The 22,854-nt window shown below is 70.1% G+C and carries 14 protein-coding genes; 7 read left to right on the top strand and 7 right to left on the bottom strand.

All coding sequences use genetic code 11. The features are described from left to right. Positions 1 to 142: 142 nt before the first annotated feature. On the bottom strand, positions 143 to 3,289 hold the full coding sequence (locus BCF44_RS47720) for a family 43 glycosylhydrolase (RefSeq protein ID WP_116181202.1): 3,147 nt from the start codon (positions 3,287 to 3,289) through the stop codon (positions 143 to 145). Between the two features lie 288 nt (positions 3,290 to 3,577). On the opposite strand from BCF44_RS47720, the gene BCF44_RS47725 reads away from it, so the two are divergent. The 3 genes from BCF44_RS47725 to BCF44_RS47735 all read left to right on the top strand — a co-directional run bounded on the left by BCF44_RS47725 (position 3,578) and on the right by BCF44_RS47735 (position 8,585). Further along, positions 3,578 to 5,713, top strand: coding sequence for an alpha-L-fucosidase (locus tag BCF44_RS47725; protein WP_147328947.1), 2,136 nt, complete (start codon positions 3,578 to 3,580; stop codon positions 5,711 to 5,713). A 12-nt stretch (positions 5,714 to 5,725) separates the two neighbouring features. After that, positions 5,726 to 7,369, top strand: coding sequence for a glycoside hydrolase family 27 protein (locus BCF44_RS47730; protein ID WP_116181204.1), 1,644 nt, complete (start codon positions 5,726 to 5,728; stop codon positions 7,367 to 7,369). Between the two features lie 202 nt (positions 7,370 to 7,571). Next, positions 7,572 to 8,585, top strand: a complete 1,014-nt coding sequence (locus BCF44_RS47735; RefSeq protein ID WP_116181205.1) for a LacI family DNA-binding transcriptional regulator — start codon at positions 7,572 to 7,574, stop codon at positions 8,583 to 8,585. Positions 8,586 to 8,605: 20 nt separating this feature from the next. On the opposite strand, the gene BCF44_RS47740 is transcribed toward BCF44_RS47735, so the two are convergent. From BCF44_RS47740 to BCF44_RS47760, 5 genes are all read right to left on the bottom strand, one after another. Continuing rightward, on the bottom strand, positions 8,606 to 11,533 hold the full coding sequence (locus tag BCF44_RS47740) for a glycosyl hydrolase 115 family protein (protein WP_246016237.1): 2,928 nt from the start codon (positions 11,531 to 11,533) through the stop codon (positions 8,606 to 8,608). Positions 11,534 to 11,646: 113 nt separating this feature from the next. Beyond that, positions 11,647 to 13,971, bottom strand: a complete 2,325-nt coding sequence (locus tag BCF44_RS47745; RefSeq protein WP_116181207.1) for a beta-xylosidase/alpha-l-arabinosidase — start codon at positions 13,969 to 13,971, stop codon at positions 11,647 to 11,649. A gap of 33 nt (positions 13,972 to 14,004) precedes the next feature. Further along, entirely contained in the window at positions 14,005 to 14,814 is an 810-nt protein-coding gene (locus BCF44_RS47750) for a carbohydrate ABC transporter permease (RefSeq protein ID WP_246016238.1), read from the bottom strand. Beyond that, complete coding sequence (locus BCF44_RS47755) at positions 14,811 to 15,761, bottom strand: carbohydrate ABC transporter permease (RefSeq protein ID WP_116181208.1); 951 nt, start codon at positions 15,759 to 15,761, stop codon at positions 14,811 to 14,813. The genes BCF44_RS47750 and BCF44_RS47755 overlap by 4 nt, the downstream gene beginning before the upstream one ends. A 2-nt stretch (positions 15,762 to 15,763) precedes the next feature. Further along, positions 15,764 to 17,035 (bottom strand): ABC transporter substrate-binding protein, encoded by a 1,272-nt coding sequence (locus tag BCF44_RS47760; protein WP_116181209.1) that lies wholly within the window; start codon positions 17,033 to 17,035, stop codon positions 15,764 to 15,766. A gap of 143 nt (positions 17,036 to 17,178) precedes the next feature. Here BCF44_RS47760 and BCF44_RS47765 point away from each other — a divergent pair, with 143 nt between their 5' ends. The 4 genes from BCF44_RS47765 to BCF44_RS47780 all read left to right on the top strand — a co-directional run bounded on the left by BCF44_RS47765 (position 17,179) and on the right by BCF44_RS47780 (position 21,178). After that, positions 17,179 to 18,231, top strand: coding sequence for a LacI family DNA-binding transcriptional regulator (locus tag BCF44_RS47765; protein ID WP_116181210.1), 1,053 nt, complete (start codon positions 17,179 to 17,181; stop codon positions 18,229 to 18,231). Positions 18,232 to 18,421: 190 nt separating this feature from the next. Beyond that, entirely contained in the window at positions 18,422 to 19,096 is a 675-nt protein-coding gene (locus tag BCF44_RS47770) for a glycoside hydrolase family 11 protein (RefSeq protein WP_116181211.1), read from the top strand. Between the two features lie 6 nt (positions 19,097 to 19,102). Further along, positions 19,103 to 19,759 (top strand): polysaccharide deacetylase family protein, encoded by a 657-nt coding sequence (locus BCF44_RS47775; protein WP_116181212.1) that lies wholly within the window; start codon positions 19,103 to 19,105, stop codon positions 19,757 to 19,759. A gap of 33 nt (positions 19,760 to 19,792) precedes the next feature. Further along, complete coding sequence (locus BCF44_RS47780) at positions 19,793 to 21,178, top strand: endo-1,4-beta-xylanase (protein ID WP_116181213.1); 1,386 nt, start codon at positions 19,793 to 19,795, stop codon at positions 21,176 to 21,178. Positions 21,179 to 21,353: 175 nt separating this feature from the next. Here BCF44_RS47780 and BCF44_RS47785 read toward each other — a convergent pair whose 3' ends face one another. After that, on the bottom strand, positions 21,354 to 22,805 hold the full coding sequence (locus BCF44_RS47785) for a cellulase family glycosylhydrolase (RefSeq protein WP_116181214.1): 1,452 nt from the start codon (positions 22,803 to 22,805) through the stop codon (positions 21,354 to 21,356). Positions 22,806 to 22,854 lie beyond the last annotated feature (49 nt).

Consider the following 22,854-nt stretch of genomic DNA (forward strand, 5'->3'; position numbering starts at 1 on the left):
CCGGAATCGCCCGGGCGCGTCCACGCGGTGCAGCCGGTCCGGCCCGGGTATCCGGTCGTGCGGGTTCAGCCGTTGGCGGCCGGTCATCTCACGGTGTGACCGGTCCGGCGCGGCCGCGTGTCGCGGCCGCGCCGGGCGGTGCTCAGAAGTACCGGGTCCGGCCACAGTGGTGCTGCGGGACCCATTCCGGGGCAACACTTTCCAGCGTGGGCTTGATCGGGGCGATGGTGCCGTCGGGGTTGAAGGTCATCTTGTCGATCGTCGTCTCCCGGTGCGTGCCGTCGCCGCCCGGGATGGCGAAGCGGTGGTAGGCGATGTACCAGTCGTCGGTGCCGGGCACCTGGAGCATCGAGCTGTGGCCGGTGCCGAGGATGCCGAGCTTGGTGTCCTTGCTCAGGATGACGCCGTGGTTGGCGAACGGGCCGGTCGGGCTGCTGGCGGTGCCGTAGCCGACGCTGTAGTTCGGGCTGCCCGTGTCGTCGATGGACCAGCTCAGGTAGTACGTGCCCTTGCGCTCCACCATGAACAGGCCCTCGCGGAAGCCGTCCAGGCCGGTGATGTGGGTGACCTTGGCCGGGTCGAAGGAGACCATGTCGTCGTTCAGCGGCACGACGTAGGCGTTGCCGTTGCCCCAGTACAGGTACGGCTGTCCACTGTGGTCGATGAACACCGCGGGGTCGATGGCCTGGCCGCCGTTCGGGTTGGAGGCGATCAGCGGCCTGCCGGTGTCCTTGAACGGCCCGACCGGCGAGTCCCCGACGGCCACACCGATCTTGGCCTCCGCGCAGAAGTAGAAGTAGTACTTGCCGTTGCGCGCGGCGATGGTCGGCGCCCACGCGTTCTTGTCGGCCCAGCTCACGCCGGGGCCGAGGTCGAGCACGACGCCGCGGTTCGTCCAGTTGACCAGGTCCTTGGACGACCACGCCGAGAAGGTGGTGCCGCCCCAGCCCGGAAAGCCGTCCGTGGTCGGGTAGATGTAGTACGTGTCGCCGAAGGCGACGATGTTCGGGTCCGCGTTGAGCCCCGGCAGCACCGGGCTGCGCATCTCGTGCGCCTCGACCGTCCACACGCGACTGCGGCCCTCCGAACCGGTGACCGTGAACTTCTTGGGCCGGCTCAGGTCCACCGTCCGGCCGTTGGCCGGCTCGATCCGCGATCCCGGCGCGAGCCCGAACTTCGGGGCAAGGCGGTGCAGATCGGTGCCCGGCTTGACCGGCAGCACGACGGTGCCGGCGGTGCTGTCGATGACGGCCGGTGCCTTGAGGGAAGCGAGGTCGACGGACCGGACGGCGGTGCTGTTCGAGGGCAACGCGGCGACCTCGTCCCCGGACAGAGCCTTGTCGTAGAGGCGGACGTCCTTCATCTTGCCGGTGAAGTAGTTGTCCGCCGCGTACGCCGAGCGGCCCAGGTAGTTCGCCGCGGTCAGGCCGCCGCCGATGTCCGACGGCTTGATGGTGGCATTGTTGTTGCGGCCCACCTCGATGCCGTCCAGGTACAGCACCTCCACGCCGTTGCCGACGGTGAGCGTCAGGTTCTTCCACACTCCGCGTGGTAGCGCGCCGCTGGAAGCCGCCTGTTGTTCGGTGGCCCAGTTCCCGCTCGCGATCGCGCCGCGCAGGCCGCCGTCGGCCGTGCCGCCGGTGGCGAACAGGTAGCCGTCGCCGGCGCCGGACGGCGCCGTATTGCCGAAGCTGTAGAGGAAGTACGGGGTCTGCTGCTTCGGATCGACGAGGACGTCGGCGGACACCGTCGCCGCGCTCGCGCCGGTGAGCATGTTGTTCGGCAGCTGGACATGACCGTTCGTGCCACCGAAGGCGAGCGCGCCGTCGGACCAGGTCACGTCGCCGGCCAGCGCCCCGTCGTAGCCGTGGCCGGTGGTGTCGGCGGCGACCTGGCCGGACTTGGCGTCGAGCGGCCAGTGCGCGACCAGGCCGTCGCGGTCGGCCTTGACCGGCGCCGGGGGAGCGGTCAGCCGGTCGAGTTCGGCCTGGGTGACCGGCAGGACCGTGCCGTGCCGCGGGGACGCGGGCAGGTGCGCGCCGGTGGACATGGTCCACTTGCCGGAGTCGAGGTCGGTGGTCTCGAACGGCACGTAGCCGCGGCCGCCGTACTCGTCGATGAACAGGTACCACTTGTTCTCGGTGTTGGACTTGAACCCGGTCGGGCCCTCGCCGGCGGACAGGCCGGGGCTGGTCGCGGTGGCCTTGCCGATGCACTCGGAGACGAAGTCGTAGTTCGGGTCGAGCAGGTCGGTGGCCTTCTGCTCCAGGATGTACTTGCTGCAAGGCGACGAGGAGGTGTTGTTCCGCTCGTCCTTGGTGAACCGGTAGTAGGTGCCGTTGTTCTGGATCACCGTCGAGTCGATCACCGAGTAGCCGGGGTCGATCCACACCTGCGGCGCGCTGAAGGTGACGAAGTCGCGGGTGGTGGCGTACATCATCCGGTTGTAGCTGTCGCCGGTGTGGCCGAGGTCGTTCTCGGCGTACAGCTTGGACGCCCAGAAGACGACGTAGTCGCCGCGCTTGGCGTCCCAGAAGGCCTCCGGGGCCCACGTGTTGCCGGCGGTCGGCGGGGCGACCTGCGCGCTGCGCTGCCGCGACCAGTGCACCAGGTCGTCGGACTCCCAGATCGTGATCGAGCGGCTGCCGGTGCGCTGCTCGGCGTCCCAGCCCCGGCCGCCGTTGATCTTCAGATCGGTGGCCAGCAGGTAGAACTTGTCGCCGTCGGGGGAGCGCATCACGAACGGGTCGCGCACGCCCAGCTCGCCGAGGCTCGACTTCAGGATCGGCTGGCCGTTGTTGAGCTCGGTCCAGTTCAGCGGGTCGTTGCCCTTGCTGGCGGCGGAGTAGATCTGCTCGCCGTTCGACGTGCCCTCGCCGGTGAAGTAGAAGAAGCCGTACCCCGTCAGCGGTTCCTTCGGCGGGAGCGGCGTGACGGTCGCGGTGAACCGCCGGCTCGCGCTGTCCCGGCCGAGCCGCACCGTCGCGGTCAGCACGACGTTGGCCGGCTTGCCCCCGACGGGCGGCCGGGTGACCTCGCCCGTCGGCGTGATCACCTTGCGGTCGGACGACGTCCAGCTGACGGTGGCGCCGGTCGGACCGGCGGTGGGCAATGTCAGGTTGCCGCGGACGTCGTCGATGTTCGGCACGGACAGCGAATTCGCCGCCTCGCGCACGGGTGAGTCCACCTCGGCGTGTGGCGCAGCGCCGGCACCCACGCCACCGAGCGGTAGGACCGCGGCCATCACGACCAGGACGACGCCGAGACGGCGTAATGAGAACAACTTCATCGTTGTCGTCTTCCTTCTCGCCGCACCGCCCGTGGTGGCCGGTTTGTTAGCGCTAACATCGCCAAGAGTGCCTTGACATTAAATTCCTGTGTGGCCGGTGGTCAAGTCACAGTCCGGCACCGAGCGTCACGATTCGCTGACCGATTTCGACCACGCGCGGTCGCCGGCGCACCTCGTGCGCGCGTGGCGCCAGGACGACAGTGTTCGGCGGGCACGCCCCGACCGTCACCTACGCCCACTCGGACCACTGCTACAGCGCGGCCCGCATCGATCCACGTGCTGGCGGTGGTGCGAGACCAGATCGCCGTCCTCGGCGACGGCCGGGACCCGACCGGCGCGATTGTGCGGACCGCCGATGTCGCGCCGACAGTGGAGATCGTGCCGGGCACCGAGGTGATCGACGGCGTCCCGTTCGTCTACGAGGCGTACTCGGGCGGCGAGGTGGTGGTGAAGCTGCCCGACACGATACTGGCCGGCTACGGCGCGCCCTTCGTCACCGACATCGCCAACCGCCACCTGTTCGGCGCAGCCCCGATTCCTGCTCGTCGAACGCCATCGAACGACCTTGACGCTGCGCGAAAGCCGGTCCTAGCCTCAACCGGTCCTTGCCTCTGGGGGGCGGGATCCGATGCTCGGTCACCGCCCTTCCCGGAGGTAGTCCCCGTGTCCGCGCCCGAATCGCCCTTGTCCCGCAACGGCTTTCTGTCCGACGCGGTGCCGCTGCCGCCGCTGCGGGTGCCGCGGGTCGACCTGGGACTGCCGCAGCAGCCGAATGAGAGGGTGAGCTGGCTCCAAGACGCGAAGATCGGCCTGTTCATCCACTGGGGTGTCTACGCCGGACCGGCGCAGGGGGAGTGGTACCAACGCGATGCCGGCATCAAACCCAGTCGCTACCGGAGTTTTCTCGACGAGAGCTCACTCGGGCAGTTCACCGCCGACCGGTACGATCCGACGGCCTGGGTCCGGCTGGCCCAGGAGATGGGTGCGAAGTACGTCGTGCTGACGGCCCGGCACCACGACGGCTTCGGACTGAGCGCCAACACGCATCCGAACGCCTGGACCAGCCTCCAACCGCCGTTGCGACGCGACTTCGTGGCGGACTACGTCGAGGCGGTCCGGGCCGTGGGGCTGAAGGTCGGGCTGTACTACTCGCCGATCGACTGGCGGTATCCGGGCTACTACGACGTCACCGGCGCGCCGCTGCCGGTTCCACCGTGGAACCAGGAGGAAAGCGGCTGCGACCACCGGGCGAACGCGCGCGTGCTCAAGGAAGAGGTCTACCAGGCGGTCAAGCAGCTCGTAACCGACTACGGCCCGATCGACCAGCTCTGGTGGGACGGCGGCTGGCTGGCCGAGAACGGCTCCGACGCGGCCGGCGCGTTCTTCTGGGAACCCGGGCAGTACCGGGATCCGGCCAACGAATGGCCCGTCGACGAGTACGGAGTGATCGACGGCGCGACCGGCCGGCCGCTCGGGCTGATAGGCATGGTCCGGCTCCACCAGCCGAACATCGTGGCCAACTCGCGGTCGGGGTGGATCGGCGACCACGACGTCGAGGAGGGCGGCTCGGTGCCCACCGGGCCGCTGCGGACGGGCGTCGTGGAGAAGACGTTCACCATCCGCGGCCATTGGGGCTACACCGCCGCCGCGACCTCGATGAGCTACGACGAGATCATGGCGGTGGTCGTCAACAGCCTCGTCCGGAACATGACCACGCTGATCAATGTGGGCCCGGATCGGCACGGTGTGGTGCCGCAGGATTCGGTGGACGTGCTCAGGCGGCTCGGCGCTTTCCTGTCCGAGTACGGCGAATCCGTGTACGACACGCGCGGCGGCCCCTGGCAGCCGTGCGACGGCCAGTTCGGATTCACCCATCGTGACACGACGTTCTACGTGCACCTGCTGCCCGGGCAACCCGCCGGCCCGTTCACCACGCCGGCCGTCGGCAATGCCCGCGTCCGGCACGTCTACGACGTTCGTGGGAAACGGAATCTGCCGTACCGGGTGAGCGTGGACGGCCGAGTCATCATCAGCGGCATCGACCGCGCCGCGCACCCGCAGGACACCGTGCTGGCGGTGGTGCTGGACAGGACTGTCGTGGCCACGGATGTCGCGCGGGCCAAGGCGGACAGTGGGAATCGCCCGTGGCGGCAAGCCGATCTGCGCCGCCTGGTCGACATCACCGGCGTCCGCATCGCCTGGGAATTCCCGGACACGGTCCACCGGTACCGCGTGGAGGGCTCCACCGACGGCGCGACCTGGACGATGTTGGCCGACCGCACCGACAACAGCGACACCGCACAGGTGCACACCCTGCCGTGCAACGGAAAGGCCCGGCACGTTCGGATCACGGTGGTCGGTCCGGAGGCCGGCCGCCGGGCGTCGATTCGGTCGTTCGAAGTGTTCGACCGGCCATTCAGCTAGGAAGGGACCAGCATGGCGCGACGAGGCGGCATCCGTGGCGCGGCGATCCTGGCCGCGGTGTCCACACTGCTCCTGGGGCAGGCCGCGACGGCGGCCGAGACTCCGACCGCGGTGGTGGCGGCACCGCCGATGGGGTGGGCGTCGTGGAACAGCTACGCCGCGGCGATCAACGCCGCCGCGATCAAGACGCAGGTGGACGCGATCGTCTCCAGTGGACTGAAGGACGCCGGCTACCAGTACGTCGACATCGACGAGGGCTGGTGGCAGGGGACTCGCGACAGCTCCGGCAACATCACGGTCGACCAGAACGACTGGCCGGGCGGTATGAAGTCCATTGTGGACTACATACATGGCAAGGGTCTGAAGGCCGGGATCTACACCGACGCCGGCCGCGACGGCTGCGGCTACTACTTCCCGACGGGCCGGCCGGCCGCGCCGGGCACGGGCAGCGAGGGCCACTACGACCAGGACTTCCTTCAGTTCTCCCAATGGGGATTCGACATCGTGAAGGTCGACTGGTGCGGCGGCGACCACGAGCGCCTGGACGCGCGCAGCACATACCAGGCGATCAGCGACTCCATCGGTCGGGCCACCGCACGCACCGGCCGGCCGATGGTGCTGTCCGTCTGCGACTGGGGCCGGCAGTCCCCGTGGAACTGGGCGCCGGGCATGTCGACGATGTGGCGCGACACCGACGACCTGATCATCTGGGGCCAGGCCCCGTCGATGGACCACGTGCTGGCGAACTTCGACGGCTCGATGCATCCCGAGGCGCAGGGGCCGGGCCACTACAACGACCCGGACATGCTGGTCGTCGGCCTGCCGGGTTTCACGCCGGCGCAGAACCGGACGCACCTGAGCCTGTGGGCGGTCTCCGGCGCGCCGCTGGTGGCCGGCAACGACATCGCGACGATGAACGCCGACACCAGGGCGGTGCTCACCAACCGGGAAGTCATCGCGATCGACCAGGATCCACTCAGCCGGCAGGGCGTGAAGGTGGCCGAGGACCAGGCCGGTCGGCAGGTGTACAGCAAGGTCCTCGCCGGCAACGGGCGGCGCGCGGTGGTCGCGCTCAACCGCACCGACACCGCCGGCCCCGTCACGATCCGGTTCGCGGATCTCGGACTCGCCGACACCGCCGCCGTGCGCGACGTCTGGGGCGCCACCGATCGCGGTTCGATGACCACGAGCTACACCGTCACCGTGCCGGCGCACGAAGCCGTGCTGCTGACCGTCGCCGGGACGGACGAGCCCGGCACCGGCACCAGGGTCGGCAGGATCGTCGGCAAGCAGTCCAACCGCTGCCTGGACATCGACAACTCGTCGACGACGAATGGCACGCAGGCGCAGTTGTGGGACTGCAACGGGCAGGACAACCAGCGCTGGACCTACACCGCCGGAAAGCAGCTCACCATCTACGGCGGCACGAAGTGCCTGGACGCGATGAACGCCGGGACGACGCCGGGGACGCCAGTGGTGATCTGGGACTGCAACGGACAGGGCAACCAGCAGTGGAACGTCAATTCGGACGGCACGATCCGCGGCGTCCAGTCCGGCCTTTGCGTCGATGCGAACCAGGCCGGCACCGCCAACGGGACGAAGATCATCCTGTGGTCCTGCGGCACGGGCGACAACCAGCTGTGGAGCCTGCTCTGACGATACCGCTTCGTCCGTGAGTCGAATTATTGCACGCGAACGGCAAAGGATTTCCGTTCATTTTCGCGGTATGTGTTCGACACATTCGACAGGTAGGACGCCGGCCATTGTCCGCCGTGTCGAAACCGTGCTTGTGTACGGTCGGGTGCCGCAACTACTTTCGATTGTCATCGGTGGTGTTCGACGACAAAGGAGTCGGGACGTGGTGACGATCATCGATGTCGCGCGGGCGGCCGGCGTGGCGCCCAGCACGGTGTCCTACGTTCTGAACGGGAAACGGCCCATTTCCGCCGACACCCGCCGGCAGGTGGAGCAGTGCATCCGCCAGCTCGGGTACCGGCCGCCCGGCCGGCGGACACCCGCGCCGCGGCAGCGGACCGGCGTGCTGGGCCTGCTGGCCCCGCTGCGCCCCGGCGCGAACGTGTCGGCCCTGACCAGGTTCGTCAGCGCGACGATGGTGGCGGCCCGGGCTCGCAATCACGACCTGTTGCTGCTCACGCACGACGCCGGCGTGTCCGGGCTCCGTCGGACGATGGCGACCGCCGTCGCCGACGCGCTGATCGTGATGGATGTGCAGTCCTCGGATCCGAGGATCCCGGCGCTGCTCACGCTGGACCGCCCCGTGGTGCTGGTCGGCGAGCCGGACCTGCCGACGGGCCTGTCGTGTGTGGGCGTCGACTTCGCCGCCGCGGTGGATCGCGCCGTCCGGCACCTGGCGAACCTCGGCCACCGGTCGGTCGGGATCGTGGGTGCTCCGCTGCCTGCGTACGCGCGCGGCGGCAACTACCCGCGGCGGTTCACGCGCGCCTTCACGGCCGCGGCCGGCTCGCAAGGACTGCGCACGCGGTGGCGTCCGTGCGGCGATTCCGCCGAGGCCGTCGACAGCTGCCTGGACGCGTTGCTCGCCGAGGGTCCGGACATCACCGCGTTGGTGGTGGAGAACGAGGTCGTGCTGCCGTTGCTGGTCGAACGCCTGCATCGGCGGGGGCGCCGCGTGCCGGAGGACGTCTCGCTTCTCGCCGTTTGCCATGACGACGCCGCCGATCGGCCGCCGTTGCGCCTCACCTCGGTCACCCTGCCGACGGTCGAGCTCGGACAACTCGCCGTCGAGACGGCACTGGGTCAGGTCGATCCGCCGGCGACCAGGCTGCTGGCCCCGGAGCTCACCGTCCGGGAGAGCACGGGGCCAGCAGCGGCCACGTCGTCATGCGCGTGATGTTAGCGCTAACAGAGTGATCAGAGCCGGCGGCTCTCCGGCGGGCCGAGGTAGCTCGGCCGGAGCCCGCCGGTGTCCACCACCAGCTTCTGCACCACGACCGTCGGATCGACCATCCAGAACTTCAGCGTGTGCGGCCCCGGCGCGATGATGGTGTGCCTGGTGGAGGTCAGGTTGATGTTGTCGGACGTGTTGCGCTCCCACGCCCGGTTCAGCGCGGTGCTGTCCGACCCCGTCGCCGCGATCACGTCGACGACCTGCGGCGACTGGTCGTCGAAGGCCACGGCGTAGCGGAGTCCGGGTGTGGGCAGCACGTCGTTGCGGGGCGAGAGGTACGCCCAGACCGTGACGGTGCCGGCGGTGAACAACGACATCCGGTACTCCAGGCGCGGCCCGCTGCCGGCGGGCTGGCTGGTCGCGGTGACCGGGAACGGCTTCATGCCGGCGCCGTGGCGACCGATGTCCGGGATCCGTTGCCACGTGACGCCGTGCGCGGCGATGTTGGCGGTGGGATGGTCGGCGTCGACGGACACGTATCCGTTGGCCTCGACGAACCCGTGCCCCCATGCGGCCGGCAGTTCGCGATTGGCGACGACGGCCCGCACGGTCACGCTCTCGCCCGCGCCCGTCACAACCACCGGCACCGTCGTCGTGCCCTTCGGCGCTTGCCGCCAGTCCACATGGAACGTCACCCGCACCTGCCCGTCCACCACGCCGGCGGGCTTGTCCGCCACCAGCCACGGCGCGCCCCACCGCAGCCGATAGGTGAACCGCTTGCTGCCTCGGTTGAACACGTCGAGGTACTGGTCGGGTTGGCTCTGGAACGGGCTGAACTCCGGCAGCACGGCGGGATCCGCCGCGCCTGGCCAGGACAGGGTGGAGCCGTCGACGGCGACCCCTAGTGCGCCGTCGACGGCGAGCGGGATGCGGCGAACCGCCGGGAACAGCACATCGGGGAGCGCGACGTTGTTGATCTGCGGCTGCTGCCAGGGGGCGTCCGGCCCGTAACGGGCGACGTCGCCGTAGTCGATGTGCGGCTGCATCTGAAAACCACGCCATTTGCCGCCGGCGATGTCGGTGTTGAACCGGTCGGCCAGCGCCAGGTCCTGGGCGAAGCGCGCCTCGGCCTCGTCGGCGAGGTCGTTGGCCGGCGCGCGGCCCTGGCCGGCGTAGAGGATGTTGGTGAACTCGGCCCGCCGCAACGCGTGCAGGTTGGCCATGGACGCCACTTCGTACTGCACCAGTTCGAAATAGGCGTCCCGCGCGGCGGCGGGCAGCCGGTCGCCGATCTGCCGGGCGCGGGTTGCCAGCTCCGCCCACTGGTCGGTCACGCGGTCCAGTTCGCCGTAGTCGACGAGGCTGTACGGGCTGGCCTGGTCGTCGTAGACGATCGCGTCGTCCGCGGTGACGCTGATGTGCCGGTTGAGCAGTTCGGGCTTGCGCAGCGCCTGGAGCCGGCCGTAGTCGTGCAACAGGGCGCCGAGTTCGTCGGCGACCCCGGCGCCGAAGTTCTGTTCGGCGTATCGTCGCTCCCAAGTGGGCAGTGCCGACAACGGCAGCGCGGCGGGATCCCAGGCGTAGTCGAGGAAGAACTGGAGCGGCAGCTCGTTGCCCTTGAAGTCGCCGACATTGGCCACCCACAGCCGCGTGATCCCGTACTCGAAAGCCTGGTTCAGCTGCTCCCACGTGTTGGCGATGACGCTGGTGTCGTTCCACTTGTAGCACCGGCCCGGCCCGACGAAGTCGAAGTGGTAGTACAGGCCGTACCCGCCGGGCCGCGGCGGCAGCCCAGGATCGGGCAGCTTGCGCAGGTTTCCCCAATTGTCGTCGGGAAAGACGACCGTGACGTCGTCGGCCGGCCGCAGCCCCTCGACCCAGTACCGCATCACCTCCGTGTAGAGCGTCCACACCTGCGGGACCGTCGCCGGGTCGCGTCCGGTGACGTCGGCGAGGATCTTCCGCTCCGCGGCCAGGATGTCGCGCATCAGGTCGATGCTGTCGCCGTCGGGGAGCCGGGTGTCGCCGGTGCCGCGCATGCCGACCGTCACCACGCCCTCGAAGTCCTGGGTCACCATGCGGCGGATGCCGTCGGCCCAGTACGCCTTGACCGCGTCGGCGTTGTGCCGGAAGCTCCACTCGCCGGTGCCGCCGTACGGGTCGTGGCCGGGGGTGACGATCGTGCCGTCGGCGTCGCGGACGGCCGGCACGGCGTGCCGGTTCCACTCCTCGATGCCCCGCATCATCGGCGCCTCGTGCGAGGTCCCCATGACGACCCCGTACCGCTTGGCGGTGGCGTGGTTGAGCGGGTCGTCCTCGGCGAAGGCCCGCCCCCACACCGCCGGCCACAGGTAGTTCGCCCGCAGCCGCAGCATCGTCTCGAAGATCTTCTCGTAGAAGGCGTGGTTGAACCCGCCGGGATAGCCGGGGGCCAGGCCCGGGCCGAAGCAGGCCGGCGCCCACGTGCCCAGCGCGGGATTCTCGTCGTTGATGAACAGCCCCCGGTACTTGACCGCCGGCGTGCCGAGGCTGTGCCGGCCGGGCAGCACGTGGAGCTCGTCACGGTGCTGCGGCGGCACGTCGTCCCACCAGTACCACGGCGAGACACCGATCTGCCGGGAGATCTCGTAAATGCCGTAGATCGTGCCGCGCTGGTCGCTGCCGGTCACCACCAGCGTGCGCTGCCCGGACCGGGCCACGGCCTCGGTGAGCGACGTCTCCCACCTGCCGGCGATGCCGGTCGTGTCCAGACCGACGGCCCGCACCAGCGGGCTCGCGTCGAGGGAGCCGATCAGCACGACCTCGCCGACGGCCGGGACGTGGTCCACGTACAGCCCCGGCCGGACGCCGGTGACCCGCTCGATGTCGGCCTGGAGGTCCCGGGCCGCCCGCACGACGCCGGGGTGGTCGGTGGAGCTGACCACCAGTGGCGCGGCCTTTCGCCCCGCCACCAAGGGAAAGCGTGTCGGGCCGCCGCGGGTGGAGAGGTACTGTCCCACGGCGAGAGCCCCCATCATGCCGAGAAAACCTCGTCGACCCAGCGGTGCCATCGCATCCTCCGAAGTCAGTGCAACGTCGTCTCACACACCAGCTGCCTGCGGTGATCCACCACGCGTTCCGGGCCGGTCAGCCGCAGCCGCACCACGTGCCGAACGTCGGCGCCGGAGGCGGCCAGGCGCAGTTCGACTTCGCCCGGCTCCACGACCCGGTCGCCGCGCAGGCCGGTGAACGAGGTCAGGTCGGCGTGGAAGCGGAATCGAACGCGCTTCGACTGGCCGGCGGCCAGCGGCACCCGCGCGAACCCGATCAGCCGCATGGCGGGCCGGGTCGTCTGGGCCACGGGGTCGTGCAGGTACAGCTGCACCACCTCGGCCCCGTCGCGGTCGCCGGTATTGCGTACGGTCAGCACGACGTCGTCGCCGCCGTCCGTCGGCACCTCCGCCGGGTGCTCCTCCAGGGCCCAGTCGAAGGTGGTGTAGGACAGGCCGTGGCCGAAGGGGAACAGCGGCGTCGGGTCGAGGTTGCTCACCTCGTTGGCCAGCCCGAGCGGCGGCTGGAGGTAGGTCCACGGCTGGCCGCCGGGCCCGCGCGGGACGCTGACCGGCAGCCGACCCGACGGATTGACCCGGCCGGACAGCACGCCGGCCAGGGCCGGACCGCCTTCCTCCCCCGGAAAGAAGGCCTGCACGATCGCCGCGGCCCGATCGGCCCACCGACCGAGCGCGTACGGCCGCCCGGTCACCAGGACCAGCACGACCGGCGTGCCCGTAGCCAGCAGGGCATCCAGCAACTCGCCCTGGACACCGGGCAGGGCGAGGTCGGCGACGTCGCAGCCCTCGCCCGAGGTGCCGCGGCCGAACAGGCCCGCCCGGTCGCCGAGGACGGCCACGCAGACGTCGGCCTCGCGGGCGATCGCCGTCGCGGCCGCGAAGCCGGAGTCGTCGGCGCCGTCCACGTCGCAACCCAGCGCGTAGGTCGCCGCGCCGAACTCCGCGCGCACGGCGTCCAGCACGGTCGGGACGTCGATGCCGAACGGCACGTCCGGGTAGGAGACGCCGACGTGGCTGGGGAACGAGTAGCAGCCCAGCATCGCGTACGGATCGTCCGCCCGCGGCCCCACGACGGCGATCCGCGTCCCCGGCGCCAGCGGCAGCGCACCGTCCTGATTGGACAGGAGTGCCACCGACTGCTCGGCCGATCGCCGTGCCAGGGCGCGGTTCGCCGGCGGGTCGAGGTCCACGGCGCCGCGGGCCCGGTCCGGGTCGATCTCCAGCGGCGACCAGTCCGCGTCGAGCAGCCCGAGTTCGCACTTCTGCGTCAGCACCCGCCGTGCCGCGCGGTCCACCAGCTCCTCCGGGACCACGCCGGCGCGGACGGCGTCGACCAGGACCTCGCCGTAGGACCGCACGGTCGGCAGCTCGACATCCACCCCGGCGGCCAGCGCCAGGTGCGCCGCCGATGTCCGGTCGGCGGCCACCCGATGCAGGGTCTCCAGGAACGTGATGCCGAAGTAGTCGGCGACGACGGTGCCGTCGAAGCCCCAGGTGTCCCGCAGCAGGTCGGTCAGCAGCCGGGGATCCGCCGCCGGCGGCACGCCGTCGACGTCGGCGTACGAGTGCATCACCGACCGCGCCCCGCCCTCGCGCAGCGCCATCTCGAACGGCGGCAGGATCACGTCGGCCAGCTCACGCGGGCCGATGCCGGCCGGCCCGAGGTTGCGGGCGCCGCGAGACGCCGAATAGCCGGCGAAGTGCTTGAGCGTGGCCACGATTCCGGCGGTCTCCAGGCCACGGACGTAGGCGCTGCCGATCATCCCGACCAGGTACGGGTCCTCGCCGATGGTCTCCTCGACCCGGCCCCAGCGCGGGTCGCGCACCACGTCCAGCACGGGGGCCAGACCCTGGTGCACGCCGACCGACCGCAGATCCCGCCCGATCCGGCCGGAGATCTCGGCGATCAGCTCGGGATCGAACGTCGCGCCCCAGGCCAGCGGCACCGGGTACGCTGTCGCGCCCCACGTGGTGAAGCCGGCCAGGCACTCTTCGTGGGCGATGGCGGGAAGGCTGAACCGGTTCGCCGCCACCACCTGCCGCTGGGTGCGGGCCAGCGCGAGCGCGCCGAGGCCGGGATCCACCGGGGCGGAGCCGAAGGGCCGGGTCAACTGGCCGAGGCCGTGGGCGGTCAGGCTCGGCCAGTCGACCGGGTCGGACATGGTGTTCTGGTGCGGCGCGACGCCGTCGCCGTCGGCGTTCGCGCCGACCCAGATCCCGTACAGCTGGGCGGTCTTCTCCTCCAGGGTCATGCGCGGCAGCAGGTCGTCGACCCGCGCGGCCGGGTCGAGCGACCGGTCGCGCCAGCGGCTCGGCTTGTCGGTGGGCTGGATCGCCATCGGACGGTGGTTCCTCTCAGTCGAACGACCGGCTCAGCCCTTGACCGAGCCCACGAGCCCGCCGACGATGCGGCGTTCGGCGAAGACGAAGAACACCAGCGCGGGCAGCATGGACAGCGCGGTGAAGGCCAGGATGCTCGCGGTGTCCTGGGAGTACTGGGACTGGAAGGTGGCCACGCCCAGCGGCAGCGTGAAGTGCGCCTGGTCGGTGAACGCCAGCAGCGGCAGCTGGTAGCCGTTCCAACTGGTCAGGAAGGCCAGCACCGCCACGGTCACCAGCGCCGGCCGGGACAGCGGAATCATGATGCGCCAGAAGAATCCCAGCCGGGTCGCGCCGTCCACGGCGGCGGCGTCCTCGATCTCGCCGGGGATCGCGGCCATGAACGGCCGCAGGATGATGATCGTGACCGGCAGCGAGAAGGCCGCCTCGGGCAGCGCGACGCCGTACCAGGTCTCCAACAGGTGCAACTGTTTGAGCAGCAGGTACACCGGCAGTGACGCCACGCCGATCGGGAACAGCAGGCCCGCCGCGAACAGCGTGTAGAGCCCTTCCCGGCCACGGAAGGAATAGCGCGACAGCGCGTAGGCGGCCATCGCCCCGAGCACGACCGTCACGGTCGTCGCCGTCACGGCGATCACCGCGCTGTTGACGAGGAACAGCCAGAAGTTCGACGAGGTGAGGATGGCGATGTAGTTGTCGAACAGCCACGGGTCGGGCAGGCCGGCCGGCGAGGCGTTGAGCTGGGCGTTGCTGCGGAAGCCGCCGAGGATCACGAACAGCATCGGCAGCAGCGTCACCGCGACGACGACCAGGGCGGCGAGGTAGCGCCACGGCGCCCTCACCGCAGCGCTCCCTCGGTGTCGCGGCGCAGCGCGAACCGTTGGTAGACAAGGGCGAACGCGAAGCAGATGAGGAAGAGCACGACGGCGACCGCGCTGCCGTAGCCGAACTCGTAGCGCCGGAAGCCCCGGTCCACCAGGTAGGTGGCCATCGTGGTGGAGGCGCCGGCCGGGCCGCCCAGCGTCATGATCCACACCAGGTCGAACAGCTGGAGAGAGCCGATCACCGACAGGAAGATCCAGATCCGCACGGTCGGCCCCAGCAGTGGCAGCACCACCCGGCGGGTGGTCTGCCACGGCGACGCGCCGTCCAGCGCGGCCGCCTCGCGCAGGTCCGGTGGCACGCCCTGCAACCCGGCCAGGAACAGGATGATGCCGAACCCGATGTACTTCCAGGTGATCACCACGAACAGCGTGTACAGCACCAGGTTCTGGTCGGCGAGCCAGTCGTGCACCAGCCCACCGAGCCCGGCCGCCCGCAGTACCTGGTCGACCACGCCGTCCGGCTGCAGCAGCGACAGCCAGATCACGGCGGTGATCGCCTCCGACACCACGTACGGGGTGAAGGCGATCAGCCGCAGCGCCGCGCGGCCGCGGAGCCGGCCGTTGAGCAGCAGCGCCAGCCCCAGGCACAGCGGCAGCTGGATGACGATCGACAGCACCGCGAACACCACGTTGTGCCAGATCGCGCCCTGGAACACCGGGTCGGCGAGCGCCTTGAGGTAGTTGGCGAACCCCACGACGTGGTTGAGCGGCCCGAACCCGTTCCAGTCGAAGAAGCTGTAGTACACGGCGACGCCGATTGCGACCAGCACGAACAGGATGAACAGCGTCAGCGCCGGCACCAGCAGCACGGCCAGTTCCCAGCGGGAGCCGGGCCGCCGCATCCGCCGGACCGTGGCCGGCGTCGCCGGCGTGCGGGTGTCGGCGACCAAGGTGCTGACGGCCATGCTCAGCCCGCCCCGTTCACGGCCTGCGCCACCGAGGACGCGTCGCCCTTGCCGGCGAACAGGTTGGCGGCGGCGTCGTCCATCGCCTGCCCGGTGGCGGTGGGCAGGGCGATGTCGAAGTAGACCTGGACGTAGCCGGCCTTGGCGTTGTAGTCGTACACCTGCTTGACCACCGGGTCCTTGATCGCGCCGGCGGCGGCCGGGCTGACCGGGATCACCGCCGCGCCGGAGTTCACCAGATCCCGCTGGACCTCCGCGCTGTCGAGGTAGGAGAGGAAGTCCGCGCACTTGTCGGCGTTGGCGACCGTGCAGGAGAAGCCGTCGCCGCCGCCGAGCACCACCGACGGGTCGCCGGGCGCCCCGGTGACCGCCGGGAACGGGAACCAGCCGAGCTTCGACGCGAACGAGGAGTCGCTGGCCAACGCCTTCATCACGCTGGGCTCCCAGTCGCCCTGCAACTCCATTGCCGCCTTGCCGTTGGCCACCATGCCGGCCGAGCTGCCGACGCCCTGTTGGGCGGGGGTGGCGTTGAAGCCGTCCTGGAACGGCTTGGTGGCGATGAAGTCCAGCACGTCCTTGCCCGCCTTGGTGAAGCACGGGTCGGTGAACTTCTTGGCGGTGATGGAGGACTTCAGCGTGGCGACGCTGCACTCCCGCACGGCGAACTCGTCGTAGTAGAACGCGTCCGGCCATTTGTCCTTGCCGCCCAAGGCGATCGGCGTGATGCCGTGCGCCTTGAGCGCCGCGTTGTCGGCGTTGAGCTCGTCCAGGGTGGTGGGCGGCTTGGTGATGCCGGCCTGCTGGAAAAGGTCGGTGCGGTACCAGAAACCGACGACGTGCGTGTCGTACGGGACGCCGTACTGCTTGCCGTCGACGGTCCAACCCTTTGCCGCCGCACCGATGTCGCCGAGCCAGCCCTTGGTCAGGTCGGTGAGGTCGGCCACCCGGCCGGACTGGGCCTGCGTGCCGAGCAGGCCGCCGCCCTGGTTGAAGTAGATGTCCGGCGGGGTGTCGGACTGCAGGGCCAGCGGGACCTTGGTGGTGAACTGTTCGTTCTGGATCGGCACCACGGTGATCTTCGTGCCGCCATGGGCCTTCTGGTACGCGGCGGCCGCGCGATCCCACACGGACTTCAACGGATCCTGCGTGCCGTTGTGCCACCACGTCAATCCGTCGGACGAGCCGCTCGCGCCGCCACTGCCGCACGCGGTGAGCAGCGCGAGGGCCACCAGCGCCGTGGCGGCGTGACGCGTGGTTCTGAGTTTGCCGGCCATCGCTGTCCTCCTTGACAGGGTCAGCAGCGGGAGCGAGATCCGAAAGATTCGGAAGTGACGCCGAAAGTACGGTGGCTCCCGGTCCGAGTCAAGGGGCGCGTCCCGACGGCCGTTCGGCCGCCGATGGCCTACCATCCGGTGTCATGGGTTCCGAGGAAGCCGAGTTCATGGCCGATGTTTCGACGGCGTCGGGCGGCGTGCCGACGCTGGCCGAGATCGCCAGGACGGCCGGGGTCAGCACCCCGACAGTTTCGAAGGTGCTCAACGGTCGGGCCGACGTCGCGCCCGGCACCCGGGCTCGGGTCGAGGACCTGCTGCGCGAGCACGGCTACCGGCGCAAGCGCGGCGGCGCGCAGTCCTCCAAGCTGTTCGACCTGGTCTTCCACGAGCTGGAGAGCGCGTGGGCGATGGAGGTCATCCGGGGCGTGGAGAACGTGGCCCGCCGCGAGGGCATGAGCATCGTGCTGTCCGAGTCGGCCGGCCGCCTGACCCCCGGCCAGACCTGGGTGGACGGCGTGCTGGCCCGCCGCCCCAGCGGCGTGGTGCTGGTGCTGTCCGACCTGGACGAGGCCCAGCGGGCCCAGCTGACCAGCCGGGACATCCCGTTCGTGGTGCTGGACCCGGCCGGCGACCCGGCCGACGGCGTGCCCGCGGTCGGCGCCAACAACTGGCTCGGCGGCCTGACCGCCACCCGACACCTGATCGAGCTCGGCCACCGGCGGATCGCCATGGTCGGCGGGCCGTCCCGGATGATGTGTAGCCGCGCGCGGGTGGACGGCTACCGCTCCGCGCTGGAGACGGCCGGGATCGGCGTCGACCCGGCGCTGGTGCGGGAGGGAAACTTTCACCACGAGGCCGGCTACGCCGCCGGCCGTGAGCTGCTGGCCCTGCCCGACCGGCCGACCGCGGTCTTCGCCGGCAACGACCTCCAGGCCCTCGGGGTCTACGAGGCGGCCCGTGAGCTGGGGCTGCGCATCCCCGACGAGCTGAGCGTGGTCGGCTTCGACGACCTGCCGCTGGCCCGCTGGGTCGGCCCGCCGCTGACCACCGTGCGCCAGCCGCTGGTGGAGATGGCCGAGACCGCCACCCAGCTGGCGCTCGACCTCGGCCGGGGGCGCCCGCCCGCGGCCACCCGGGTCGACCTGGCCACCACGCTGGTGGTCCGCAACAGCACCGCGCCGCCGCCCGGGCGTTGACACCTGCGACACTGTTATCGAAACTTTCGATCCCCCGTCGCGGGCGGCGCCGCCGCGCGGCGAATTCCGAGTCCACTGTGGACCGGACGTAGGATTCCCGAAATATCAACGAAACTTGTTGCCCACGCGATGTGACCGGGTCGACACTGCTCGACATCACACGGCTTCCTCGATGAGGAGGAACATCGCTATGGACCACTTTCCCCCGTTTCCGATCAGTCGCCGAGGCCTGCTCGCCTCGGGGGCGCTGCTCGCGGCGTCCACGCTGGCGCTGCCGGCCACCGCGCACGCGGACACCACGATCACCACGAACCAGACCGGCACCAACAACGGGTACTACTACTCGTTCTGGACCGCCGGCGGTGGCTACGTCGCGATGACGCTGTCCGGCGGCGGCAGCTACCGCACGTCGTGGAGCAACGTCAACAACTTCGTCGCCGGCAAGGGCTGGAGCAACGGCGGCCGGCGCACCGTGAACTACTCCGGCAGCTTCTCGCCGTCCGGCAACGCCTACCTGTCGCTCTACGGCTGGACGTCCAGTCCGCTCGTGGAGTACTACATCGTCGACAACTGGGGCTCGTACCGGCCGACCGGCACGTACAAGGGCACGGTCAGCAGCGACGGCGGCACGTACGACATCTACGAGACGACCCGGTACAACGCCCCGTCGGTCGAGGGCACTCGCACGTTCAACCAGTACTGGAGCGTCCGTCAGAGCCGGCGAACCGGCGGCACGATCACGACCGGCAACCACTTCGACGCGTGGGCCCGCGCCGGCATGAACCTGGGCAGCTTCCGGTACTACATGATCCTCGCCACCGAGGGCTACCAGAGCAGCGGCAACTCGTCCATCTCGGTGAGCTGAGCCGCGATGCGAAGGACCGCACTGCTGCTCGCGGCGGGCCTGACCGCCGCCACCATGTTCACGCCGGCTGTCGCGCAGGCCGCGACCTGCAACGGCTATGTCGGGCTCACCTTCGACGACGGTCCGTCCGACGCGCACACGCCCGCTCTGCTGAACGCCCTGCGACAGAACGGCTTGCGGGCGACGATGTTCAACGAGGGCCAGTACGCCGCCGCCTATCCGGCGCAGGTCCGCGCCGAGGCCGCGGCCGGCATGTGGATCGGCAACCACAGCTACACCCACCCGCACCTGACGCAGGAGAGCCAGGCGCAGATGGACTCCGAGCTGTCCCGCACGCAGCAGGCGATCGCCGCCGCCGGCGGCGGCACGCCGAAGCTGTTCCGGCCGCCCTACGGCGAGACCAACGCCACGCTGCGGACCGTCGAGGCCAAGTACGGGCTGACGCAGATCATCTGGGACGTCGACTCGCAGGACTGGAACGGCGCCAGCGTCGACGCCATCGTGCAGGCCAACGCCCGGCTCACCAACGGCCAGATCATCCTGATGCACGAGTGGCCGGCCAACACCCTCGCCGCGATTCCCCGCATCGCGCAGGGGCTCGCCGCCCGCGGCCTGTGCGCCGGGCGGATCTCGCCGCAGACCGGCCGCGCCGTCGCGCCGTAGAAACCCCATCCCGCACGGTAAGAAGGGACCACTGTGTCCAAAACCGCCACTGGGCTCGCCGTAACCTCCGCGCTGGCCGTCGGCGGGCTGCTGCTCGCCGCAGTCACCAGCCAGGCCGGTGCGGCCGGCACCGCGCTGAAGACCCTGGCCGAGGCCAAGGGAATCTACTTCGGCACCGCGCTCACCCAGTCCAACCTCAGCAATTCCACCATCACCGCCATCGCGGGCGCCCAGTTCGACATGGTCACGCCCGGCAACGAGATGAAGTGGGACACCACAGAACCGTCCAACGGCAGCTACAACTTCGGCCCGGGCGACGCCATCGTCTCCTTCGCGCAGTCGCACAACATGCGGGTGCGCGGGCACAACCTGGTGTGGCACAGCCAGTTGCCGGGCTGGGTGAGCAGCCTGCCGAGCAACCAGGTGCAGGGCGCGATGGAGGCCCACATCACCACCGAGGCCACCCACTACAAGGGCAAGGTCTACGCCTGGGACGTGGTCAACGAGCCGTTCAACGAGGACGGCAGCCTGCGCGCCGACGCTTTCTCCAACGCCATGGGCAGCGGCTACATCGCAGACGCCCTCCGCACCGCGCACGCCGCCGACCCGAACGCCAAGCTGTACCTGAACGACTACAACATCGAGGGCCAGAACGCCAAGAGCGACGGCATGTACAAGCTGGTGTCGCAGCTGAAAGCACAGGGCGTGCCGATCGACGGAGTGGGGCTGGAGAGCCACTTCATCGTCGGTCAGGTGCCGTCGAGCATGCGGGCCAACATGCAGCGCTTCACCGCCCTGGGCCTCGACGTCGCCGTGACCGAACTGGACGACCGGATGCAGACGCCGGCGTCGAGCGCGAACCTGGCCCAGCAGGCCACCGACTACGCGGCCGTGGTGAGCAACTGCCTGGCGGTCAGCCACTGCGTCGGCGTGTCCCAGTGGGGCGTCGGCGATGCCGACTCCTGGATCCCCGGCGCGTTCCCGGGTCAGGGCGCGGCGACCATGTACGACAACAACTACCAGCCCAAGCCGGCGTACAACGCGACGGCGACGGCCCTGGGCGGCTCGACGACCACCACCACAACGACCACGCCGCCTCCGCCGCCGAACTCCACCTGCACCGTGACGGACTCGGTGAACGCCTGGAACACCGGCCTCACCGAGAGCATCACGATCACCAACACCGGCACCGCGCCGATCAACGGCTGGTCGCTGGCGTTCACCCTGGCCGGCGGGCAGACGATCACCTCCGCGTGGAACGCGTCGATCAGCCCGGCCAGCGGTCAGGTGACCGCGAAGAACGTGGACTACAACGGATCCGTGGCCCCCGGCGGGTCGGTGTCGTTCGGCTTCCAGGCCACGCACACCGGCGACACCGCCGCGCCCGGCGACTTCACCCTGAACGGAACTCGCTGCTGAGTCTTTGCCGCGCGTTCCGCGCGGAGGCTCGGCCCCTTCTGTGCCGATGCCTCGCCCTTGCTGCATTTCGACCGCCGCGTCGGCCAGGTGGGTGGGCGCGCCAGGTGGCGGCGATCGAAATGCAGCGACCAGGCGAGGCATCGGCGGGGCCTCGCGACTCCGGTGCCGGCCCGCGTCAGAACGAGGCGAAGTGGGCGCGGATGCCCGCGCCGAACGCCGTCGGCGTGCCGTCGTAGGCGGTGATCAGCGCCGGCCCGCTCGAGCAGTCCCAGGTGTTCCAGGTCCACGCCAGGTAGGAGGCGGCGTGCTGGTCCAGCCAGCTCATCAGGCCGTCCACATAGGAGTGGCCGCAGTCGTTCTCGCCGATCTCCCCGGCCACCAGCGGGACCTTCGCCGCTACCGGCGCGATCTGGTTGTCCCAGCAGGAGGACGAGGAGCAGGTGTTGAAGTTGTACGAGTGCCAGGACGCGGCCAGGTTGTGCAGCGGGTCGGTGGGCTCGTAGGCCAGCCACTGCGACAGGTCGTTGGTGTACGCCAGGCCACCCAGCATGATCACGTTGTCGGCGCCGGCGGAACGCACGGCGGTGACCAGCGACTGCGTGCCCGCCACCTGGTAGGGAATCCCGGCGCAGGTGCCGCCGTCCCGCAGACACGTCCAGCCGTTGGCGGTGGCGCGATCCGGGTACGGCTCGTTGAACAGGTCGAACACCGTCGAGTCGTCGCCCTTGAACGCCGCCGCGACCTGGCTCCAGAAGGTCGGCGCGTACTGGGCGTCCGGCATCGGCTTCTGGCAGGTGGCGTTCACGTCCGAGCAGCCGGCGGAGTTGCCGGTGTACTGGCCGTGCGTCCAGTGCAGGTCGAGGATCGCCACCAACCCGTTCTGGTGCAACAGGTTCACGTAGTCCTTGATCGCGCTCTGGTAGGTCGCGCCGGCGTAGGGAGGCTTCACGTCCGACAGCGCGAGCCAGCAGTCCTCGTTGAGCGGCACCCGGACGGCGTTGACGTGCCAGCTCTTGATGGCGGCGACGGACGCCGCGTCCACCGGGCCGTCGAAGATGCCGTTGCCCTGGACGCACGCGAATTCGGCGCCGGACCGGTTGACCCCGTGCAGCGTCACGGTCTTCCCGTCGGCGTCGACGAAGTGGTTGCCGGACACCCGCAGCGCGGGGGCCGGGCCGCCGGGCGGAGGCGGCGGCGGGGGAGGGGTGGTTCCGTCGCAGGGACTGCCGTTGACGGCGAAGTCGGTCGGCTTGGCGTTGCTGCCGCTGTAGCTGAAGTTCGCGCCGGCGGTGACGGAGCCGCTCGGCGGCACGGTGGCGTTCCACGACAGGTTGGCCACGGTGACCATCCTGCCGGACTGCGACCACGTGCCGTTCCAGCCCTGCTGGAGGGTCTGGTTGCCGGCGTAGGTGTAGGTCAGCTGCCAGCCGCTCAGCGGCGAGCCGCCGAGGTTGCCGATGGTGACCGAGGCGGTGAAGCCCGAGCCCCAGTCGTTGACGGCGTAGTCGACCTTGCAGGCCACCGTGCTGTCGGCCGCGGCCGGCAGAGCCGACACAGTCGGCATGGCCACGCCGACCAGCGCCAAGGCCGCGGCGAGCAGGGGTGCTGCGGTGGTGCCCAATCGCATTTGTCGCTCCTCGAAGGCAGGGGGACGCCGACTGGGAGCGCTTCCAGAG

Origin of the sequence: Kutzneria buriramensis (assembly GCF_003387475.1) — a bacterium.
Lineage (GTDB): Bacteria > Actinomycetota > Actinomycetes > Mycobacteriales > Pseudonocardiaceae > Kutzneria > Kutzneria buriramensis.